Origin of the sequence: Psychrobacter sp. Ps4 (assembly GCF_022129285.1) — a bacterium.
In the GTDB taxonomy this organism is placed as follows: domain Bacteria; phylum Pseudomonadota; class Gammaproteobacteria; order Pseudomonadales; family Moraxellaceae; genus Psychrobacter; species Psychrobacter immobilis_A.
The window spans coordinates 40,175-61,476 of record NZ_JADQAK010000020.1; the positions used below are offsets into that span (position 1 = coordinate 40,175).

Here is a 21,302-nt window from a genome sequence, read left to right on the forward strand (position 1 = left end):
TTTTTAATTTTCCTCACATATGCTTACGAAAAAATTGCTCATAAATCGTAATAAAGCTGCCCAAGGGTGGCTTTTTTATGATAAAAACACAGAGAACCAGTAGCCAAATTGTTTTTTGCTGTGAGAGTTGCTTACATTGTCTAAAACCACGCCTATGAATTGTGCCTAATTTAGGCATAATACTGGTGGCATTGCTCAATGATATGCTGTAACCAACAATGTCATAGCATCTTTAGATACACCAAGAAAATTTGCTCAAGCCCCACTTAGGATTTATTATGTCAGACAAACATTATGATGCGTTGCCGAAAGCGCATACGACCTATGCCAATATCGTTAAAAGTTTATTGCCTATTGGTAATAACGGCAAAATCAGTAAAGACCAATTGCCGCAAGCGACTTACTATGTCGACGATTTGCACATTGACCAAAGTAACTTAAACGATTATCGTAAAATTTGTGGTTTTACAGATAATGGCAAAGTACCCATTACTTACTTCTCAGTGCTGTCTCAGACGCTGCAAATGAATATGATGGTCAAAGAGCCATTTCCATTTGCTATGTTAGGTCTAGTGCACGTCGATAATAGTGTGACTCAGTATCGTCCTATCGGTGAGCGTGAAACGGTTGCTATGTCAGTCACCTTTGATAATTTGCGCGACCATGCTCAGGGTCAGCAGTTTGATTTTGTGACGACGGTCAAGTCAGAAGATAAGGTGATTTGGGAAGGTACTTCGACGTATCTATCACGCAGCAAAAAACCAATCAGCAGCAAAGACAAAAAAAGCACTCCACGTCCAATAACGGTCAAGCCATCAGTCAACCCAGAAGGCGTGCATAGTATCTTTGAAGTGCCAGAAGATATCGGTCGTCGTTATGCTTTTGTTTCAGGTGACTTTAACCTCATTCATCTCCATCCATTATCTGCGCGTGCGTTTGGCTTTCCTAAAGCGATTGCTCACGGCATGTGGTCAAAGGCCAAATGCCTTGCTATGATGGACGAGTTGCCGGATGCTTGTACGGTTGATGTATCATTTAAACTGCCTATCTTTTTGCCAGCCGAAGTAGAACTGATCGCTGATCCGGTAGCTGCACTTGAAGACACAGACGATACCTGTGAGTTTGGCTTATTTAGCTCTAAAAATGACAAGCCGCATTTGGCAGGTACGGTTAAATTACAGAGTGGCAATGAGTAAAAGCCAGTAGAACGACTGTCATTTAACTAAAAAATATCTCAATATGGTCGATTCGTGATAGAAAAGTAATAGCGTTAACCTCGCTTGAAGTATTGCTTATACATCGATACGCGGTTGCTTTGTACTTATTTTAACTGGAATTGACCATAGTAAATATAACGAACAAATTTATAATTATGACTTCACATACCGCCGTACCAAACCCAGATCAACTGAATCATTCAGTAGCTATTGACACAGTATCGAATGCTGGCAATAACGTTTTAGACAATGATGTTGATCTTAGTACTATTCTTGAGCCTTATTTTCGTCCTGATGACACTACCATTGTGTGCGGTGCACTCAATGACGAAAAAGTGGTTGCCTTAGCGAAAGCTGGGGTTGAGTTAGTGATTAACTTACAGCCAGATGATGAATTGAGCTTTGATGAAGCCGCAGCGGTCGAGCGAGCTGGCATGTACTATGAGCATCTGCCTATTAATGGTGCCGCAGACTTAAAGCAGCTTAATATATTGGCATTTGATAACATATTGCGTCAACATCATGGCAAAAAAACAGCAGTGCATTGTGGCTCAGGCAATAGAGTGGGTGCCGCAATGGCGCTACGCGCAGGATGGCTACGTGGACGTAAAATGGACACCGCTATGGAACGTGGGCGCAGTCATGGATTAACGAAGCTTGAGCAAGAAGTTCATAATCGTCTGTTGGTACCGCGCTAAGACATAAAGATGACAACGTATTATTAAGCAGCATTGCATGACAGAGAGGCGACCACTAGGTTGCCTTTTTTATTAAGGCGCGTTGTTATTTTTAAAATGAGGACACGCCCTAAGCAAACGAAAAGATAAATTGCTAATATTGAGATACTGAACAGTTACGCCTTAGCAAATAATGTATTTTTATCATATGAACACTTAATATTAGGGGCTAAATAGTTTTTTACCGTTTAGCTGTTTTATAGAAATGGAGCAGGGTAGCCATGATTGACAATAATAATAAAACCACGCAGATTTTTGATCATCAGATAAATATAACGTTGCAACAACGCTTGCAGCAAATACTCACCGACTTACAGCTTGATGATGCACCAGCTGGTGGTGCCGTGGTTGTTTATCAGGCAGGAGAATGCATTGCACAGGCGAGTGTGGGGATGGCACGTCCAGAGATGCCATGGCAGCCTGATACTTTGGCGATTAACTTTTCGACGGGTAAAGGTGTATTGGCGACGCTTGTACATATATTGGTTTCGCAGCAGATGCTTGATTATGACCAGCCTATTGCCCATTATTGGCCCGCATTTTCTGCACAGAATAAAGGGAATATTACGCTACGTAGCGTGATGTCGCATCAAGCCAACTTATTCTCAATTCAGAGTATCGATGTGGATAGCGAAGCTTTGCTTGATTGGGATCAAATGCTCAATAAAGTTGCTGCCATGCCAATCACAGCACCAGACCATGGCGAGCTATATGACAGCGCTTATAGTGCTCTGGTCTATGGTTGGGTGTTGGGCGGTCTGATAGAAGCCGTTACTGAAATGTCTTTAGCTGAGGCATTGCGCCATTATCTCACTGAGCCTTTAGGTATTGCTGATAGTTGCTATTTTGGTGTGCCAGAGAATAAAGTCAACCAAATAGCAAGACTGACCAAAGACTTCGAAACATCAAATGAGGCTGGTTCACAACTGCGTAATAAACGTCATAAGCCAACGCTAAAAGCCGACTCACAAAGTACTTTACGTACTTATGCTAGTCTGCCTAGCTACACTTGTTGGCAGCAGCTAGCTTTAATGGATGGCAAAGCGGCAGACCTAAGTTCAGATGATGAGCAAAATACTTTACCGATATTAGACACGGCTCATATTAATCGTTTGTACTTCAATACCAGTCAGCTTAATCTAAAAAATTATAAGGCGGCACTCATACCTGCTGGCAAACAAGCGATCGATTATCACAGTCGTGAGACACTACAGGCCATTATTCCAGCAGCAAATGGTGTCGCTTCAGCTCAGGCATTGGCCACCATCTATGCCATGTTAGCCAACGGCGGAACATGGCAAGGACACACATTTATTAATAGCGGCACTTTTGAGCAACTATCCAAACCGCAAGTCACAGGGATAGATGCCGTTATGCCAGCAAACATGGATTGGCGCTTGGGTTATCATCGGTTATTCAGTCTTTGTCAGCATACAGACAGTGAAAAAGTTGATGCAAACAAGCAAGGGTTTGGGCATATGGGCTATAACGGTTCGGTTGCTTGGTGTGACCCAGAGCGTCAATTGTCATTTGCCTTTATCCATAATTTTGACACCACGATGCTGAATGATGTCCGTCAGTTTGCACTAACGGAAGCGGTACTTAACTTAGTCGATTCAGAGCTTTCAAAGCGCTAAATAGCTCTATCGATAAGGTTAATGTGATTTATTCGGCGTCATTTTAAGCAATTTTGTGGCGCTAAGACCATGAATAAAGATTGACGCCAAAATGACAATTGAACAGACGACCCACAGTTTAAGCGCATCTTCATCACCGAAAAAACCTTGGTTGAGCGCATAAGATAAATAATATAGCGTGCCAATACCACGGATGCCCAAAGCAGAGATGGCATATTTTTCAGTGTGTGCCATGTTTAGTCCTGATAAAGCAATAAACCCGCCAATGGGACGTATCAACAAGAGGAAGGTGAAGCTGACGATGTAAACACGCCATGTCAGCTCAACGCCCGATTGCAGTCCTTGACCAAGAAACATGCCGAAAGTGACCAGCACTAAAGACATGAGTAAGCCTTCTGATTGTTCTGCAAAATCATGGAGCTTGTGGTGATAGCTGTGCTCATGCTCTGAGCGGCGAAAGGCAAATGCTGCGATAAATACGGCGATAAAGCCATAACTATGTACAAATTCGGCAAGTCCATAAGCCACTAACGTTAGCGCAATGACCACATAGCCTTGAGAAATAGTAGTGTTTTGGCTATATTTTGAAAATACCAGCTTGGCCATAATTTTACCAACGACAATCCCAACTACCAGCCCAGCACCAATTTTCCATAAGACATCATGAGTGAACCATGACCAGAGCATCTCGAGGGTAAAGGGATTGCCTTGGCTAAAAGCTTCCGCTATTTTTATGGCCAAATAAACAAATGGGAAAGCCAGTCCGTCATTCAATCCTGCTTCTGACGTTAATGTAAAGCGAGGTGTGTCTTCGCGACCTGTATTGGGTGGTCCTACTTGAATACTAGAAGCTAAGACGGGATCGGTTGGAGCCAGTACTGCGCCCAGCAATATAGCAGCTCCCAGACTGAGACCAAATGCATAGTAGCCTAGCACCGCCATCGCAAAGATGCCAATCGGCATGGTAATAAGCAAAAGACGCACGGTCGGTCGCCACAATTGCCAAGACAGCTTTGTATCAATTTTAATACCAGCACCAACCAAGGATACGAGCACCACAATTTCGGTTAATTTTTCGATAATTAAGCCGTTATTCATAGGGTCTAAAAATGATAAGGTCGTCCACCAGTACCCCATCAGCAGCCCAAAGCTGACCTGCAACATAGGCAAAGAGATAGGCGTGCGCTTAAATATAATGGGGAATAACGCCCCCAGTAAAAAAGCGATACCGCAGACCAATAAAAATAAATTGTAGTTTTCAATCATAAGGTAGGTGCACGCTGTTATGTTTATCTTAAAAAGTTAAAGTGAGGTCATATTTACTAGTCCATTATAATGACGCTAAAAAATAATGATTACCGCAAAAAATCGTTATCAAAACGACATATGCGTTGTTTTTTGGTGAAAAAAAAGCCTGCATAGCGCAGGCTTAATAGATTTTTACCAATATACTTTAACAATTAATAGTTTAAGGCTTAGCGCTCAACTTGGCTCACGTCACGTACCGCACCGGTATCGGCACTAGTAGTCATGGCAGCATAGGCACGTAGAGCAGGGGTCACATGACGGTCACGGCTTACAGGCTTCCACGCATCGCGGCCACGAGCTTCCATCGCCTCGCGGCGAGTGGCCAAATCGGCATCACTGACTTGCATGTTAATCGTACGATTAGGAATGTCGATATGGATGGTATCGCCTTCTTCAACCAGACCAATTGCGCCGCCTTCCGCTGCTTCTGGGCTGGCATGACCGATTGATAGGCCTGAGGTACCACCAGAGAAACGACCATCGGTGAGTAGGGCGCATTCTTTACCCAAGCCTTTTGACTTGAGATAAGTCGTTGGATAGAGCATCTCTTGCATACCAGGACCGCCTTTAGGGCCTTCATAACGGATGATAACAACATCACCTGCCACGATCTCGTCGGCCAATACCGCAGCGACAGCATCATCTTGTGACTCAAATAGACGAGCACGACCAGTAAAGACTAGGATGCTGTCATCCACACCTGCGGTTTTGACTACACAGCCACGCTCAGCGATATTGCCATACAATACGGCCAAACCACCATCTGTAGAATAGGCATGTTGGGCACTACGGATACAACCTGACTCACGGTTGACGTCGAGGTTTGACCATTCTTTTGATTGTGAAAATGCCTCAGTGGTACGTACGCCACCCGGTGCTGCAAGGAAGCGCGCGCGTGCCTCTTGATTATCAGGATTCATGATGTCCCACTTATCAATCGCGGCTTTCATCGTTGGACTATGGATGGTCGGTACGTCAGTCTTCAGTAATCCAGCACGATCAAGCTCGGCCAATAACGCAAAGACACCGCCAGCACGATGCACATCTTCCATATGGTATTTTTGCGAGGCAGGGGCGACTTTTGCAAGGCAAGGTACACCGCGGCTTAGACGATCGATATCTGACATTTTGAAATCGACTTCTGCTTCGTTAGCAGCCGCTAACAGATGCAAAATAGTGTTGGTCGAGCCGCCCATCGCGATATCTAAGGTCATCGCGTTTTCAAAAGCCGCTTTGCTAGCAATTGAGCGTGGCAATACTGAATCGTCATCTTGTTCATAGCGACGTTTGGCAAGTGAGACAATGGTGCGTCCTGCTTCTAAAAACAGCTCACGACGCAGCGAGTGGGTGGCGAGTAACGAGCCATTACCCGGTAATGCCAAGCCCAACGCTTCGGTCAAGCAATTCATTGAGTTGGCCGTAAACATACCAGAGCATGAACCACAAGTTGGGCAGGCTGAGGATTCAATAGCGGCTACATCTTCATCACTAATGCTGTCGTCAGCAGCGTCCATCATCGCATCAACGAGGTCAAGTTTACGAATCGCACTACTGTCACTACCATCGGTATTATGGCTCTTACCAACGGTACTGGCTAAGATTTTGCCCGCTTCCATTGGGCCACCTGAAATAAACACTACTGGAATATTGAGGCGCATAGCAGCCATCAACATACCCGGCGTTATTTTATCGCAGTTGGAGATACAAACTAAGGCATCTGCACAATGGGCATTGACCATATATTCGACCGAGTCGGCAATCAAATCGCGACTTGGCAGTGAGTACAACATACCGCTATGACCCATGGCAATACCATCATCGACCGCAATAGTATTGAACTCTTTAGCCACGCCGCCTGCTTGTTCAATTTCACGTGCGACCAGTTGCCCCAAGTCTTTTAGATGCACATGGCCAGGTACGAACTGGGTAAACGAGTTGGCAATCGCAATGATTGGTTTGCCAAAGTCGCCATCAGTCATGCCAGTCGCACGCCATAATGCGCGCGCGCCTGCCATATTACGGCCGCCAGTAGAGGTTTTTGAGCGATAATCCATGTGATGTTCCTTACAAATAGGCGAGTTTTGTGAAAATGTGCACCCTCAATTTTAATATTGATAGTGTGCTTTTTATAAAATGCGAGGACTAGTGAATAATACTAGGTCGTTACCATACCATTAGATATGAATCACTGAAAACTACTCATTGATAATGCCAAGTCAATAGCAGTCATAACATCGTAAGTATTTGGAAGATAAGGTGTTATTCGACGCGCTCTACTATCGCCGTCTCAAACCAAGGTAGCTCTATTTTGTCCGCTTCCAATTTAGCGATAACCACTAACGCATGAGTCGCTGGCAAGCATTGATAATCAGCGTTTGCTTCAATACGAAGTAGTTGCTCATTGCCTTCAGCTTGTTCATCTATACTGATTAAGGTTTGCTTATTATTTTTGTAGAGTACATCGATACGACCAAAAAACTGCCAATCTTTAAAAGCGGCTGTAATAGCGTCTGCTTCATTCTGGGTATAAAGTTGTTGGGTGTCTTTGCCCGTATTGGTCCAATGCAAGCGTACGGCTAACTGCAGCGCTTCGCTAAACACCACCAATGACCCTACGATTTTGACATGCCAAGGGCTGGTGATTAGTGCTTCGCTAATACCAATCAGCTTGGCTGCTTCATGAGCGCTCATGGGCGTATTGAACTGTGACAGTAGGGCAGGTGTGAGCGGATTTGCTTGCTTAATCGCATCATTTAAACTGTCGTAATGATATAAGAACGGTAATGGTAAATCCTGTGTGACCGTCTTTTTAGTGATTTTGCAATTGTGTATCTTCCAACCAATCGTCTTGTCGCTCAGTGCTTTGGCCAGAATGAGCGCGTTAGGCTCAATGCTTTGAGTGGGGGCTTGAGTCTCATTTTCAGTCTCAGCGCTGCTTGGTTCTTTTTCATTATTGAATACAGAGCCAGCTGTGACAGACGTTTGCGCTGCTTGAGCAGGTTCTGTGTAAATGTTACTCATATTTGATTGAGTCGGCAAAATAGACGAATCCATAAACGTAGCGTTGTTAAAGTAGAGGGTTAATATAACATTTAAAGCACCTGACTCGCCAACCAAATTGGTGAGCTAGCGCGATTAGCTTATGTATTGCTAATTTTCAATAACGAGTGCTATCGCAACTTGTGCTTAAACGACATTTCGTCCACTATATTACAGGCTATTCCATCCCTTCTAAAAGCTGTCGAGCAACCAATAATCAAACAAGTAAAGGAAAAAATAATGACCCAAGCCAATGAGCAAGCCGCGTATGACGATAACAATATCTTTGCCAAAATGCTAAACGGTGACATCCCATATCACAAAGTCTATGAAGATGATAAAACCCTTGCCTTTATGGATATCATGCCACAAGCAGAGGGGCATGTGCTGGTGATTCCTAAGCAAAAAGCCGTTGATTTGGTGGACCTTGAACCAGAGTATGCCGCCGCGGTGTTAATGACCGCTAAAAAAGTCATGCAAGCACAGCGTCAAGTATTTGCGCGTGAAGGCATTATTCAGATGCAATTAAATGGTAGCGAGGCGGGTCAAACCGTTTTTCATTATCACGTGCATCTCATTCCATCGAGTATTCATGAGCTCGGTCGACATGCAGTGACCCAAGCTGATCACATAGAACTGGCTGAAACGGCAAAGCAACTTGCTGCTGCCATTACTGTTTAATAATAAAAAAACGAGATGGCTGTCGAATTAACAAGCAAAACGTAAATTGTTCCAGAACAAAATAAAAAGGTCGCTAACAAGCGGCCTTTTTTATTAGTTGGTAATAGTCATGTAACAATCGTTAAAGTCATGTTACAAGTTGGGCGCTTGTCTGGGGTTTTTGAACATAGTGTGATAAAAATTATATTTGTTTAACAATAACTGATGCATTTTCGCCTTTGTGAGTCAATTTTTATAAAAAAGGCACTGCTCCTTTTGATTATTAATCTTGATATCGAAGATTATTTTTCATTGCTACTTTTTGGGGATATCACTTTCTATGAGTAAATTACCTCGCTCCACCATTTTGTTGCCAGTTTTTGTACCGGCAGCAGCGATTATGCTGTTATTGGTGATTGGTACAGCCATCAACCCTGACGCTGCTGGCGAGCTGTTCAGCAAAGTTTTGGCATTTACCACCGACACTTTCGGCTGGTTTTATATGTTGGCAGTCGCCATATTTTTGATGTTTATCATCGCCTTGGCATTTTCGCCTTATGGCAGTATTAAATTGGGCCCTGACCATGCGGAGGCTGAGTATAAGTTTCTGGAATGGTTTGCCATGCTTTTTTCCGCAGGCTACGGTATCGCGCTATTGTTTTATGGCGTAGCAGAGCCCGTATTGCATTTTGCCAGTCCGCCACTTTCCACGCCGCAGACGATTGAAGCTGCTAAAGAAGCCATGCAAATTGCCTATTTCCATTGGGGTTTCCATATTTGGGCGATTTATGGCGTAGTAGGTTTGTCGCTGGCGTATTTCTCTTTTCGTCATGGCTTGCCATTGTCGGTACGCTCAACGCTATATCCATTAATCGGTGACAAAATCTATGGCCCTATCGGACATACGGTTGATGTGTTTGCGATCGTGGGCACGATGTTTGGTATCGCCACCAGTTTGGGTCTATCGGTGGCGCAAATTAACGCAGGACTAAATTATTTGCTACCAGAGATGGTGCCAGTTAATACGACGGTGCAGGTTATCATCATCGCACTAGTGACTGCAGCTGCCTTGGTATCCGTGCTGGCAGGTATGGACAAAGGCGTCAAGCGCTTGTCTATTTTAAATATGGTATTGGCAACGGCACTCATGTTATTTGTCTTTATCGTTGGTCCGTCGATTTTTATTCTCAATGCTTTCATGGAAAATACGGGCAGCTATCTGGGCAATATCGTTGAGCGTACTTTTAGCTTGCAAGCGTATCAATCGAGTGATTGGATCGGTAGTTGGACACTATTTATTTTTGCATGGACGATTGCTTGGGCGCCTTTTGTGGGTCTGTTTATTGCCAAAATCAGTCGCGGTCGCACCATTCGTGAGTTTGTATTGGGCGTCATGTTAGTGCCAACGCTATTTACCTTCTTTTGGTTTTCGGTGTTTGGCGATACGGCATTACATATGATTATGGTCGATGGTTACGATGCCTTAATTAGTGAGGTGCAAAACAACCAAGCAATTGCGTTATTTAAATTGCTAGAGAATTTACCATTCACGCAGATTGTCTCGTCATTGACAGTACTGTTAATTATTACCTTTTTTGTGACGTCATCGGATTCAGGGTCATTAGTGATTGACTCGCTCGCCGCAGGTGGACGTAGTGATACGCCTTGGTGGCAGCGCTCGTTTTGGGTGGTAACCGAGGGGGCGGTCGCGGCGGTTCTACTTATCGCAGGCGGTCTAAGTGCACTACAAACAGCAGCTATCGTTAGTGCTTTACCGTTTGCAATCATTATATTGATTTCGACATTTGGTATGTGGCGTGCGCTACGTATTGAAGGACATCGCAATCAAAGCCTAGCCAATGACAATCATTTGCCGCCGCATCTACTTAAGCTTGACGCATGGCGTGATCGTATTGACTATATCACCAATCAACCAACGCGCGAAAAAGTGCTGGGTTATATCAAAGGTACGGTTTTATCATCGATGCATGAGGTGGCAGAGAAATTTGCCGAAACAGGCTGGTTGCCTGATGTGAATTATGATGAGGTCAATAACCGTGCTGTATTGGAACTAAGACGCGGTGACAATGTAGAGTTCTGGTATGAAGTTCGTTTGTCAGAGCATGAAATTCCGGATTATTATACGGAAGATATGGCCAATGAATTACCACAAGAGCACCATCATCGTGCTGAGGTATATTTGCGTCGTGGTGGTCAAACCTATGATTTATATGGCTATCAATCAGAGTCGGTGATTAACGATATTATTGATCAGTTCGAAAAATATCTACACTTCTTAAATGTGTCGCCAGATAGTTTGCCGTGGCGTATGCAGGAGCATGATGAGGACATCACACTAGAGCAGGGCAGTGTGTTTGATAAGTAAGGGTGTACTGTTGAAAAAGTCGTGTTTCTTAATGCAAGTTATTCACGTTAATAGCTTGCATTATGTGTACGATTCCTTAGAATAACGGCTTGTTTTTATTATCTTATTTTAATTAATGGCAAGCCGTTTTTTATGTCTACTGATTCTTCTGATTTACCGTCGTCTTTGCCAGTATCTGACCATCCCTTATTGCAGCCATTGAACATCGGCGGCCTGACGATTGAAAACCGTCTCATGGTTGCTCCTATGGCGGGCGTGACGGACAATCCTTTTCGGCGTTTATGTAAATCCTTTGGCGCTGGTCATGCGGTGAGTGAAATGATTATCGCTGATACGGCGCTTTACGCACGCAAAAAGTCCTTGTATCGTGCCAATTTTGATAATGAGATCGCGCCTATTTCAGCGCAAATTGCAGGGGCTGAACCTGATAAATTGGCAGAAGCGGCACGTTATCAGATTGATAATGGCGCGCAAATTATTGATATAAATATGGGCTGCCCTGCCAAAAAAGTCTGCCGTAGGCTGGCAGGTTCTGCACTGTTACAAGACGAAGATTTGGTCGCCCGTTTACTAGATGCGGCGGTAAATAGCGTAAATGCCCCCGTGACCTTAAAAACGCGATTGGGCTATGAGAATGGTCGTGAGAATATCTTGCGTGTGGCGAAGCGTGCTGAGCAAGCAGGTATTGCGGCGATTGCCATTCACGGACGCACGCGTGAGGATATGTATACAGGTGAGGCGCGTTATGAGCTGATACGCGAAGTTAAAGAAAGCATCAACATTCCCGTCATTTCCAATGGTGATATCGATAGCGCGCAAAAAGCCCAGCGTGTTTATGAGCTGACAGGCTGTGATGCTGTGATGATTGGGCGTGCTGCCCAAGGACAACCGTGGATATTCCGCGATATCGAGCACTTCTTACGCACTGGTGAGAGTCTTGATGCACCGAGCGTCAGCCAGATAAAAGAGATTGTACTGGCGCATTTGCAAGAGCTATATGACTTTTATGGTGAGTACTCTGGCTGCCGTATCGCTCGCAAGCACATTGCTTGGTATACCACAGGCATTCCTAATTCTAATGCTTTTCGCCAAGCAATGTATGGCGAAGAAAGCACCGCTGGACAGTTTCGCGTGGTTGAAGATTTTTTGCAGGCGCACGAATAGTAAGTGAGCAGAGGGTTCATGCTAAGCGTCTGTTAAATGATAAAAAATCTTTAAAGCTCGTCCACTTTAGCGGTATGTGGTTCTTTTTTGAGTACTGTATTTTCTTTTTGCCAAGGAAATTTGCCTTCTAATTCTACTTGTAGTGACAAGCTCAAAAAAGTCCGAATGAGTACGATAAAACCTAGTACTAGGACGCTGCGTAACGTCGGTTCTGTGACGACAGTCGCCATAATATCAGCGGCGATGAGGACTTCTAATCCTAACAAAATAGATTTACCGACGGTTTGTCTGATTTCGATATAGGTCTCGTGATTAAAACCACTGGTTAGGCGAATCCCTCGATAAAAAGCAAAAAACAGTCCAAAAAACATGATAAGTACGCCTATGATCTCGACTATCTTAGCAATTAAATCAATGTAATGAGCTAGAGTTGCAATCAAAACAGATACTCCTTATCGATATTCGGTGAAAAGCGTAAGTCTAAGCAATACTGCGATTATACGTTTATCAATCCTTATAATCGTCAAATTATCTGGCTGAGACGGCGGTTTTGTTCACTTTAAGCCATAATTTTTTGCTATGCTGTAATCGAACATTCATAGGCATAGAAACAACAAAAAGGATTTTTTATGGCCAATCCCTCAAAAAAAGCAATCAACAAAGCGGTCAAAGATAAGCATATCATTATCACAGGGGCATCAAGCGGTATTGGTGAGCGTACAGCGTATTTACTTAGTGAATGCGGTGCGCATGTTATCTTATTAGCACGCACCGAAGACAAACTAAAAGCCGTTAAAGAAAGTATCGAGGAGCTTGGTGGCAATGCCAGTTATTACCCTTGTGATTTGACCAATATGGATGATATCGAAAAAGTTAGCACGCAAATTTTGGCAGATTTCGGACATGTTGATGTTTTAGTCAATAACGCTGGTCGTTCAATTCGGCGCTCGGTTCACGAGTCTATTAATCGTTTCCATGATTTTGAGCGTACTATGGATATCAATTACTTTGGCGCGGTTAAAATAGTTCTTGGGTTTTTGCCGACGATGATTGAACGTCAGACTGGTCAAATTGTGAATATCTCCTCTATTGGCGTATTGGCAAACAGTCCGCGTTTTGCCGCTTATGTTGCCTCAAAATCGGCATTGGATGCTTTTAGCCGCTGCTTAGCTGCTGAAGTGAAAGGCGATAATGTGACGATTACCAATATTTTTATGCCATTGGTACGCACGCCTATGATTGAGCCTACTAAGTTGTACCGCTACATGCCTGCGCTTATGCCTGATGAAGCAGCGATGATGGTTGCCAAAGCGATTGTCCATAAACCAAACAGTATTGCCAGCAACATGGGTAAATTTGCGTCAGCTACTTATTCACTGGCACCAGCAATCAACGTTGGTATTCAGTCGATGGGTTATCGTATTTTTCCAAGCACCCGCGCTGGACTGACTACTGATAAGAAGCCAAGCCTTGCTCAGCGTGCCTTTGCCAGAATACTTCCTGGTGAGCATCATTAGAATAGGCTGTATATGAGCCTTGATTTAGAATAAAAAAGGACGCTGCGGTGTCCTTTTTTAACGCCTTAAAAATTATTAATGTTGATACAAAAGAGGAGAGAGGGCAGTAGCAGCCTTTTTTTCTTAACGCTTTATTATGATCAAAACCTATTTATAACTGTCTACCATCATCACTCTTATGAGAACTAAAGTTGAGTCAACTCAAATTTAGATTTAGATATGGCACGGACATTAGATCATAAGTCGTTTCGGGTCATAAATGAGTCAATCATGGCAGCTCAAATCGTGACTGCCATGATGTTAGATCCTGTATGAGTCAGGATAATGTTTAAGGCATATGTCAGTCGGCTTATAATGAAAGCTCCGCCCCCAACGCTTATGTCCTGTAAAGTACTTTAACCACATGCCAGCCAAATTTGGTTTTTACCAAATGTGGGGTGAAGAGTTTGCCGCTGAAGCAGATTTTATCAAATGCTGGTACCATGTCGCCTTGTTGAAACTCACCTAAGCTGCCGCCTTTTTTACCTGATGGGCAGGTTGAATGTCGTTTCGCCAGCACATCGAACTTAGCGCCTTTTTGAAGCTTGGCAATAATATCTTCAGCCTGTTCTTTGTGTTTTACTAAAATGTGTAATGCGCTAGCTGTACGAGCCATAATGTAAACCTTTCATAAAATATCAATTATCGGGGCATTATATCACGGCTTATCTTGGTTGCTAACTTCACTTGTATGCGCTACTTTCTCAAAATTCATTATCTACACAGGGGCTACTATTTGGATGAGAATCGGTGTCTTTTGAGTGTCGCTGTCATTACATCGGTGCAATGCATTTGGGTAGATGTGCATGAGCAGATCAATCGCACCTTGATCTGAGCTAAGAATCAAGGGTAGCTTACGAGCCCAATCAAGCCTAATGGTTAGGCATTAAGCGCTTTGCTAACTTTTTAATATCGTTATTCCCAACAGGATCTAGTGACTTGGCATACCATAATGATCTGCGATTAGCTCAACAGTGCGCGATTGGGCGCGGCGCGAATAGCCCTGAACCACCATCATGACCTCATCCACCCCTGTCTGCTCCTGAAGATCCTCTAAACCTTTTGCGACCTCATCAGCAGTACCATGAAGGGTTTGATCGGTATACTGCTCAATAATCTGGCGCTCTTGCATATTGCCTTGAAAAGCCGCCACTTCATCAGGAGGCAGCAAAGCAAAAGGTTTGCGCTGGAACATTCTTAACATTGCCATGGCAGACGATGTTGATTGGCGACGTGCCTCTACAGGATCTTTATCTGCAATCGCACCAATACTGACCAAACTATATGGCTTGGCTAGAATTTTTGAAGGACGGAAGTTTTCTCGGTAAATGCGCATCGCATTTAAAACATCAGCACTACCAAACTGTAGAGCGAACGCATATGGTCTGCCAAGCTGTGCTGCCATGTGGGCTGAATAAGTCGATGACCCCAGGATCCAAACATCAGTGGCGGTCTTTGATGGTGGCACTCGGTTTTGCTCAGCTTGCCACGGACCTGGCACCGCATGAACCTCCCTATAAGGATGGTCTTTTGGAAAGCTGTTTTCTAAAAAGCCCAACAATTCTGCAACTTGCTGAGGAAATTCATCGTTTGCTGCCTGATGCCGACGCAAAGCTGACGCCGTTGCGCCATCCGTACCCGGCGCCCGTCCCAAACCAAGATCAATTCGTCCTGGCGCCATCGCATCGAGCATACCAAATTGTTCAGCGATGACCAAAGGCACATGATTGGGTAGCATGATACCGCCTGCACCAAGTCTAATGCGCTCAGTTTCTCCAGTCAGCCGAGCCACCATCATCTGCGGCGAAGGAACCGCAGCCCCCGGCATGGCATGATGTTCAGACATCCAAAACCGCTGAAAACCCCTTTTGTCTGCCAGCTTTGCAAGTGCAATCATCTCTTGAAAGGTGTTCTCTGCCGTGTGACCAACGCCGGTGAAGGCATTGTCGAGCACCGAAAGAGCGAAAGGGGCGTTGCCTGAATGATTTGGAATATTCATAAACGATCTCAGTTATACCGTATTGATGATGTATGGCAACACACTTTGGGTATTGCCACACAGGGAAGATTTAAAGACCCAACCATCAAGCACTAAAATTTATAGGTTTGACCATCATTAGGGACAAGTGCACGCTGCTTGTCTAAGTGTTTTTCCTCGATAAAGCGGCGCAGCTCTGCTTTTGACAGTGCTCCATGATTGACCGTATCCATATGCACATTAATTATTTGAGCGTTAGGAGAGAATTTATAGGCACGGTATACATCGTCTTTATCCATAATGATAGAGTCATCAACAAAGGTAGTTAACTTCGCATAGCCTGTATTAAGGATGACCGCATCAGGCTTATAGCGAGTGAGTGCATCTTCCACTTCCTTATTCCAAATGGTATCCCCTGCAACATAAACGGTCTTGTAGTTTGGTTTCTGGAATACAATCCCCATCGTTTTGCCCAGCACTTCAGCTAATGGCGCCACTTTGTACCTCTCATCAGTGCCATGCTGTCCGATGGTTTTATTGATCTTAGTGCCTTTAAACACAACGCCTTGCTCGGTTAATACTCTGACATCGGTAAAACCATCTTTACGTACGATTGCCGCATCGGCTGCATCTTGGGTAAAAATTGGCATATCACGAGGCACGAGGTTGCGTGCAGCTTCATCCCAATGATCCGCATGTAAATGGGTCAAAATAATGGCATCAGCCTTAAGCACTTCGGCAACAGTCATCGGCAAATCCACCATTGGATAGCGTATTTGGCTATTTACTGTGCCATCAAACCCTGGATACGCATTTTTAGCTGCTAGCATCGGATCCACTAAAAATGTAGTCCCGTCATAATCAAGCTTGATCGTGGCATTACGGATTTGCTGAAATTGCACGGTATTGGCCGCTGTCTTTTTTACAGCGTTAGAATGTGCTGCTGGACTGGCAAAGGTGGTACATGCCGTTAACAACATCATGCCACTTAACAGTGTGGTGCCGGTCAGCGATTTTGCGATATTCATAGTAGTTACCTTATTGAGGAAATCCTTCTTAATCGGAATAGGGTTTAAAAGTCTATTTCATGACTAAATCATGGCTTGATTAACAACTCTGGATTAACGCGCAATCCACGTTTGGGTATCAATCACTTCGCCATATAGAAACTCAATCGCTGCCATGATAGTGGCATGAGCCTGAGCGGCGGGTACGGTCGTGCCATTAAATTCAAGATCAAGCGTGGCACAGGCATCATGAACCGTAGTGCTTGTATAACCAAAGTCCACTGCCGCACGAACGGTGGCATCCACACACATATGACTCATGGCGCCAATCACGGTCACTTCTTTGATACCTTCTTTATCCAATAGCTCTTTCAGATTGGTCTCACGGAACGAATTGGGATAGTGCTTAGTAATGACAGCCTCACCCTCTATCGGTTTTACCTTTTCATTGATCTCTACACCATCAGTACCAGGCGTAAAGAGCGGTGCGTCAGCAGGCATTTCATGACGGATATGAATGACGGTATGACCTTTTTCTCTAGCAGATGCAATTACCAAAGCGGCATTATCAGCGGCTTCGTTAATACCTACGAGTGATAAGTTACCTTGTGGAAAATACTCATTTTGAATGTCGACAACGATCAGTGCTTGTGTGTTCATAATAATTCCTTTTTGTTTATGAAAGTGACTGTATAGACGTATATTTTACAAGTACTATGCTACACTAGCGAGTGGCTACATCGACACACAACAGGTTAATAACGACATATGAATCAAAAACATGCTATTGAAATTGGCTTGATCGTTTATGAGAAAGCGCAAATGGCCGCTGTCCTTGGCCTGACTGATTTACTGACGGTTGCCAGTAAACTCGCCGCCAAACGTCAAGATACAACCGATCTGCCTTTACAGGTCAGTCACTGGGAGATTAAGGGTGCTGAGCAGCAGTCTACCTGCACTTTTTCGAGCAATCCTGATAGCGTAGGAAAATTAATAGCCGTCATCATTCCACCCACGTTAGAAGCACCGATTGCAAAGCAAGCGGCAGAACCTTGGCTAGAATGGCTAAAAGAGCAGCATTCGACAGGGGTGATATTGTCATCCGTCTGTGCCGGTGCTTTTTTACTGGGTGAAACAGGCTTGCTCTCTAAACGCAAGGCAACCACGCATTGGGGTTATGTGGCGCAGTTCGAGAATCGTTTCCCTGATGTGGAGCTTGATGTCGATCGTATTATTATCGAAGACGGTGATATTGTGACCGCTGGTGGCGCGATGGCTTGGACGGACTTGGGGCTTAGGATGGTTGACCGCTTTCTTGGCTCACAGGTCATGAATGAGGCCGCTCGTGCATTGTTAATTGACCCCTCAAGGCGTGAACAATGCTATTACAGTGCGTTTTCTCCCAACCTCACTCATGGTGATGCCGCCATACTAAAGGTGCAGCATTGGCTACAAAAAACAGAAGCACGGGTTATTGATTTATCCACCCTAGCCAGTTGTGCGCAGTTAGAGGAGCGCACTTTTCTGCGCCGTTTCCATAAGGCGACGGGCATGACATCAACAGAATACTGTCAGCGATTACGCATTGGTAGTGCAAAAGACTTTCTACAGTTCTCTTTAATGCCTGTTGAGCAAATAGCGTGGAAGGTGGGTTATAGTGATGTTAGTGCATTTCGTAAAATATTTAAGCGCATTGTTGGTTTGACCCCTAGCGAATATCGGCGCAGATTTACTCTGGATGAAGAGTGATAGGTTTAGGTAATGATTTTTTTAAAGGTAGGTGCATTGACTGCTTGTAGGCAGGAGATAGGTTTAATAAAACGGTCCCAATGTAGTTGCGACCGCCTTATCCTTTAATGATAATTAATCGGAAGATCTTGTTTTAAAACGCAGTAAACGCAATGCATTCAGCGTCACCAGTACTGTAGCACCAGTATCCGCTAGCACAGCAATCCAAAGCCCTGTCACGCCGAGCACAGTGGTTATCAGAAATATGCCCTTTAACCCAAGTGCAAATATGACATTTTGATGGATATTTCTCATGGTGGCGCGGGATAAGGCAATAAGGTTAGCAACGTCTATCACGCGGCTTTTTAATAGGGCAATATCAGCCGTTTCGATAGCCACATCCGTGCCACTGCCCATCGCAATGCCAATGTCTGCCGCTGCCAAAGCGGGTGCATCATTGATACCATCACCAATCATCGCTATTTTACTATTGCTTTGCATCTCACTGAGTAGACGTAGCTTGTCTTCAGGTAACAGCTCAGCTTTCCACTCTATATCTAACTGACTGGCAAGCGCTTTTGCCGTACGACTGTTGTCACCTGTGAGCATGACGGAGCGCACGTTCATCTTGTTAAGCTGGGCAATGGCCTGCTTTGCATCCTCTCGTAACTCATCACGTAGAGCGACCAATCCGAGCGCCTCCCTCGTTTGCTCATCAAACAAAATAGAAACCGTTTTACCATCATTTTGTAGCATCTCAATTTGAATCTGCTGCTCAGCTGGCAACATCACTTTCTCAGCGACGTAGACTGGTGAGCCGATGGCCAAAGAGCGTCCAGCAACCGTTGCATGAACCGCTTTACCTGCGGTCGCAAAGGCGTTGGAGGATCCAGGTATGACTACCTTAGCGGCTTTGGCATGATCCACAATAGCGATAGCAAGCGGATGACTGGAGGTAGCATCGACACTTGCAAACAGTGACAGTAGTTTATCGCGACCCTCAGCATCGCCATGTACTGTTTTAAAATCAATGATATCGGTTACTCGAGGTTTGCCCTCGGTCAAAGTACCCGTTTTATCAAAAGCGACAGTGTTGACCTGACCCACCAACTCCATGACATTACCTCCTTTGATAAGCAGTCCATGGCGCGTGCCGACAGCCAAACCTGAGGCAATAGCGGCAGGTGTTGACAGCACAAGAGCACAAGGACAGGCGATCAGTAATAGCGCTAAACCACGGTATAGCCATACTCCCCATTCTGCTCCCATCAGTAGAGGTGGGATAATAATCACTAAAGCCGCAATCGCCATAACGATAGGCGTATAGTAGCGGCTAAAGGCTTCAATAAAGCGTGCAGTCGGTGCTTTGGACGCTTGTGCCCGCTCCACAAGCTCAATAATACGAGCAATTGTATTATCTGCCGCTGTTTTTTCTACGCGTATTTGTAGTACCCCATCAACGTTGATAGATCCAGCAAAGACCTCATCGCCTATGGTTTTGGCAACAGGAACAGATTCTCCCGTCACAGGTGACTCATCAAGGCTAGACGTACCTTGAACAATCACGCCATCAGCAGAGACTCTATCACCAGGACGCACAAGCACCTTATCATTCACTTGTAGTGAAGTCGCTGCCACCTGACGTTGTTGTCCTTGCGCGTCCAGTAAAATAGCTGTCTTTGGCACAAGCGACGATAATGCTCTGATTCCTGCGCGCGCACGATTAGCTGCGACACTCTCTAATAGCTCCCCAACCGAGAATAAAAAGACCACGGCAGCCGCTTCTTCAGCTTCACCTATGATAAGCGCGCCAATAGCCGCAACAGACATGAGCATTTCAATTGAAAAAGGCGATCCTGCTAACGCCAGTGCAGAAGCTTTGCGAGCAAATGGTAGGACACCGATAGCCACAGCGGCAATAAAAGCCCATGCGCCATATTCAGGGAAAATTAAAGACAATACATATGCGGCACCCATCAAAAGCCCCGTACCAATGACCTGTTTGCCTTTTATGGTTTGCCACCAGCGCTGATTGTCCACCGCTGATTGATTACCATCATTGCCCCTCTCATTTTGTTGACCCGTTAACGCTGACACACCAAACCCTAGGCTTTTAATGGTTTTCTCGATATCTTTAACGCCAGTATTCGTATCAGGCGCCAAGGTTAGCTCTAGCTTTTGAGTCGCAAAGTTTAACTGAACCTCAGAGACACCAGGTATTCGCATTAACGCCCGCTCGATTTTACCAACACAACTGGCACAGTCCATACCTTCAATATGATATTGCATAATCACTTCTCCTCTTGTTAAAGGCAGTATGAACCCTATAGTAACTTTAGGGTCAAGACTTTTAACGATAAAGAGGTTTGATTTTTTATCAGCAAACCTTATAGTTACTTTATTGTTTAGATAATAGAAAATACTATTTAAGGAGATACACATGCTAATCAAAATTGGTGAGCTTGCCACGCGCACCGGTGCGACGGTCGAAACCATTCGCTATTATGAGAAAGAGAGGTTATTACCAAAACCTGCGCGTAGCCAAGGCAACTATCGTTTGTATAATGAAGCGCATTTTGAGCGTCTACAATTTATCCTGCACTGCCGTACGCTCGATATGACTTTGGATGAAGTACGAACCCTGCTTCAATATAGAGATAAACCTGATGAAAACTGCGGTGAGGTCAATGTGCTATTGGATGAGCATATCGATGCGGTAGAGACACGTATGGAAGAGCTGATACAATTAAAGCAACATCTACTAGCGTTGCGGCAAAAATGCGCAAGTGAAGCGCTAGCTGAATCCTGCGGAATATTGCATGCGCTTGCCGATAACTCGTGTCATAGATAAAGTATTCATTTTGATAACACTGTCCACTTTTTAT

The 21,302-nt window shown here is 44.6% G+C and carries 18 protein-coding genes; 9 read left to right on the forward strand and 9 right to left on the reverse strand.

The window, feature by feature from the left end; translation table 11 throughout:
• The first annotated feature begins 278 nt into the window (after positions 1-278).
• From I3252_RS11415 to I3252_RS11425, 3 genes are all read left to right on the forward strand, one after another.
• Positions 279-1,196 carry a MaoC/PaaZ C-terminal domain-containing protein gene (locus I3252_RS11415; protein WP_087814370.1) on the forward strand — a complete coding sequence of 306 codons (918 nt, stop codon included), beginning with the start codon at positions 279-281 and terminating at the stop codon, positions 1,194-1,196.
• Between the two features lie 176 nt (positions 1,197-1,372).
• On the forward strand, positions 1,373-1,915 hold the full coding sequence (locus tag I3252_RS11420) for a sulfur transferase domain-containing protein (protein WP_238035271.1): 543 nt from the start codon (positions 1,373-1,375) through the stop codon (positions 1,913-1,915).
• A gap of 260 nt (positions 1,916-2,175) precedes the next feature.
• Positions 2,176-3,591 carry a serine hydrolase domain-containing protein gene (locus I3252_RS11425; protein ID WP_238035272.1) on the forward strand — a complete coding sequence of 472 codons (1,416 nt, stop codon included), beginning with the start codon at positions 2,176-2,178 and terminating at the stop codon, positions 3,589-3,591.
• 18 nt (positions 3,592-3,609) lie between these two features.
• On the opposite strand, the gene I3252_RS11430 is transcribed toward I3252_RS11425, so the two are convergent.
• From I3252_RS11430 to I3252_RS11440, 3 genes are all read right to left on the reverse strand, one after another.
• Complete coding sequence (locus tag I3252_RS11430) at positions 3,610-4,857, reverse strand: cation:proton antiporter (RefSeq protein ID WP_238035273.1); 1,248 nt, start codon at positions 4,855-4,857, stop codon at positions 3,610-3,612.
• 209 nt (positions 4,858-5,066) lie between these two features.
• Positions 5,067-6,953 (reverse strand): dihydroxy-acid dehydratase, encoded by a 1,887-nt coding sequence (gene ilvD, locus I3252_RS11435; RefSeq protein WP_238035274.1) that lies wholly within the window; start codon positions 6,951-6,953, stop codon positions 5,067-5,069.
• A 205-nt stretch (positions 6,954-7,158) separates the two neighbouring features.
• Positions 7,159-7,920, reverse strand: a complete 762-nt coding sequence (locus tag I3252_RS11440; RefSeq protein ID WP_238035275.1) for a hypothetical protein — start codon at positions 7,918-7,920, stop codon at positions 7,159-7,161.
• 258 nt (positions 7,921-8,178) lie between these two features.
• Between I3252_RS11440 and I3252_RS11445 the strand changes: the two genes are divergently transcribed.
• From I3252_RS11445 to dusB, 3 genes are all read left to right on the forward strand, one after another.
• Positions 8,179-8,619, forward strand: coding sequence for an HIT domain-containing protein (locus I3252_RS11445; protein ID WP_238035276.1), 441 nt, complete (start codon positions 8,179-8,181; stop codon positions 8,617-8,619).
• A gap of 319 nt (positions 8,620-8,938) precedes the next feature.
• The gene (locus I3252_RS11450; RefSeq protein WP_087814377.1) at positions 8,939-10,984 is read left to right on the forward strand and encodes a BCCT family transporter; all 2,046 of its coding nucleotides are present in this window, start codon (positions 8,939-8,941) and stop codon (positions 10,982-10,984) included.
• Between the two features lie 132 nt (positions 10,985-11,116).
• On the forward strand, positions 11,117-12,148 hold the full coding sequence (dusB, locus tag I3252_RS11455; RefSeq protein ID WP_238035277.1) for a tRNA dihydrouridine synthase DusB: 1,032 nt from the start codon (positions 11,117-11,119) through the stop codon (positions 12,146-12,148).
• A gap of 50 nt (positions 12,149-12,198) precedes the next feature.
• Here the strand turns inward: dusB and I3252_RS11460 are convergent, their stop codons facing one another.
• Positions 12,199-12,588 carry a DUF1622 domain-containing protein gene (locus I3252_RS11460; protein WP_201501432.1) on the reverse strand — a complete coding sequence of 130 codons (390 nt, stop codon included), beginning with the start codon at positions 12,586-12,588 and terminating at the stop codon, positions 12,199-12,201.
• A gap of 189 nt (positions 12,589-12,777) precedes the next feature.
• On the opposite strand from I3252_RS11460, the gene I3252_RS11465 reads away from it, so the two are divergent.
• Positions 12,778-13,665 carry an SDR family NAD(P)-dependent oxidoreductase gene (locus I3252_RS11465; protein WP_201501431.1) on the forward strand — a complete coding sequence of 296 codons (888 nt, stop codon included), beginning with the start codon at positions 12,778-12,780 and terminating at the stop codon, positions 13,663-13,665.
• Between the two features lie 376 nt (positions 13,666-14,041).
• Here the strand turns inward: I3252_RS11465 and I3252_RS11470 are convergent, their stop codons facing one another.
• From I3252_RS11470 to I3252_RS11485, 4 genes are all read right to left on the reverse strand, one after another.
• Positions 14,042-14,320: a peptidylprolyl isomerase gene (locus I3252_RS11470; protein ID WP_060490868.1), complete on the reverse strand. Its 279-nt coding sequence runs from the start codon at positions 14,318-14,320 to the stop codon at positions 14,042-14,044.
• Positions 14,321-14,635: 315 nt separating this feature from the next.
• Positions 14,636-15,703, reverse strand: a complete 1,068-nt coding sequence (locus tag I3252_RS11475) for an LLM class flavin-dependent oxidoreductase (protein WP_238035278.1) — start codon at positions 15,701-15,703, stop codon at positions 14,636-14,638.
• Positions 15,704-15,795: 92 nt separating this feature from the next.
• A complete protein-coding gene (locus I3252_RS11480; RefSeq protein WP_238035279.1) occupies positions 15,796-16,710 on the reverse strand; it encodes an MBL fold metallo-hydrolase in 915 nt (304 codons plus the stop codon).
• A gap of 93 nt (positions 16,711-16,803) precedes the next feature.
• Positions 16,804-17,349 (reverse strand): cysteine hydrolase family protein, encoded by a 546-nt coding sequence (locus I3252_RS11485; protein ID WP_238035280.1) that lies wholly within the window; start codon positions 17,347-17,349, stop codon positions 16,804-16,806.
• A gap of 108 nt (positions 17,350-17,457) precedes the next feature.
• Between I3252_RS11485 and I3252_RS11490 the strand changes: the two genes are divergently transcribed.
• Positions 17,458-18,438 carry a GlxA family transcriptional regulator gene (locus I3252_RS11490; RefSeq protein ID WP_238035281.1) on the forward strand — a complete coding sequence of 327 codons (981 nt, stop codon included), beginning with the start codon at positions 17,458-17,460 and terminating at the stop codon, positions 18,436-18,438.
• Positions 18,439-18,552: 114 nt separating this feature from the next.
• Here the strand turns inward: I3252_RS11490 and I3252_RS11495 are convergent, their stop codons facing one another.
• A complete protein-coding gene (locus tag I3252_RS11495; RefSeq protein ID WP_068406856.1) occupies positions 18,553-20,706 on the reverse strand; it encodes a heavy metal translocating P-type ATPase in 2,154 nt (717 codons plus the stop codon).
• Positions 20,707-20,863: 157 nt separating this feature from the next.
• Between I3252_RS11495 and cadR the strand changes: the two genes are divergently transcribed.
• Positions 20,864-21,268: a Cd(II)/Pb(II)-responsive transcriptional regulator gene (gene cadR / locus I3252_RS11500; RefSeq protein WP_175405766.1), complete on the forward strand. Its 405-nt coding sequence runs from the start codon at positions 20,864-20,866 to the stop codon at positions 21,266-21,268.
• Positions 21,269-21,302: the final 34 nt, after the last annotated feature.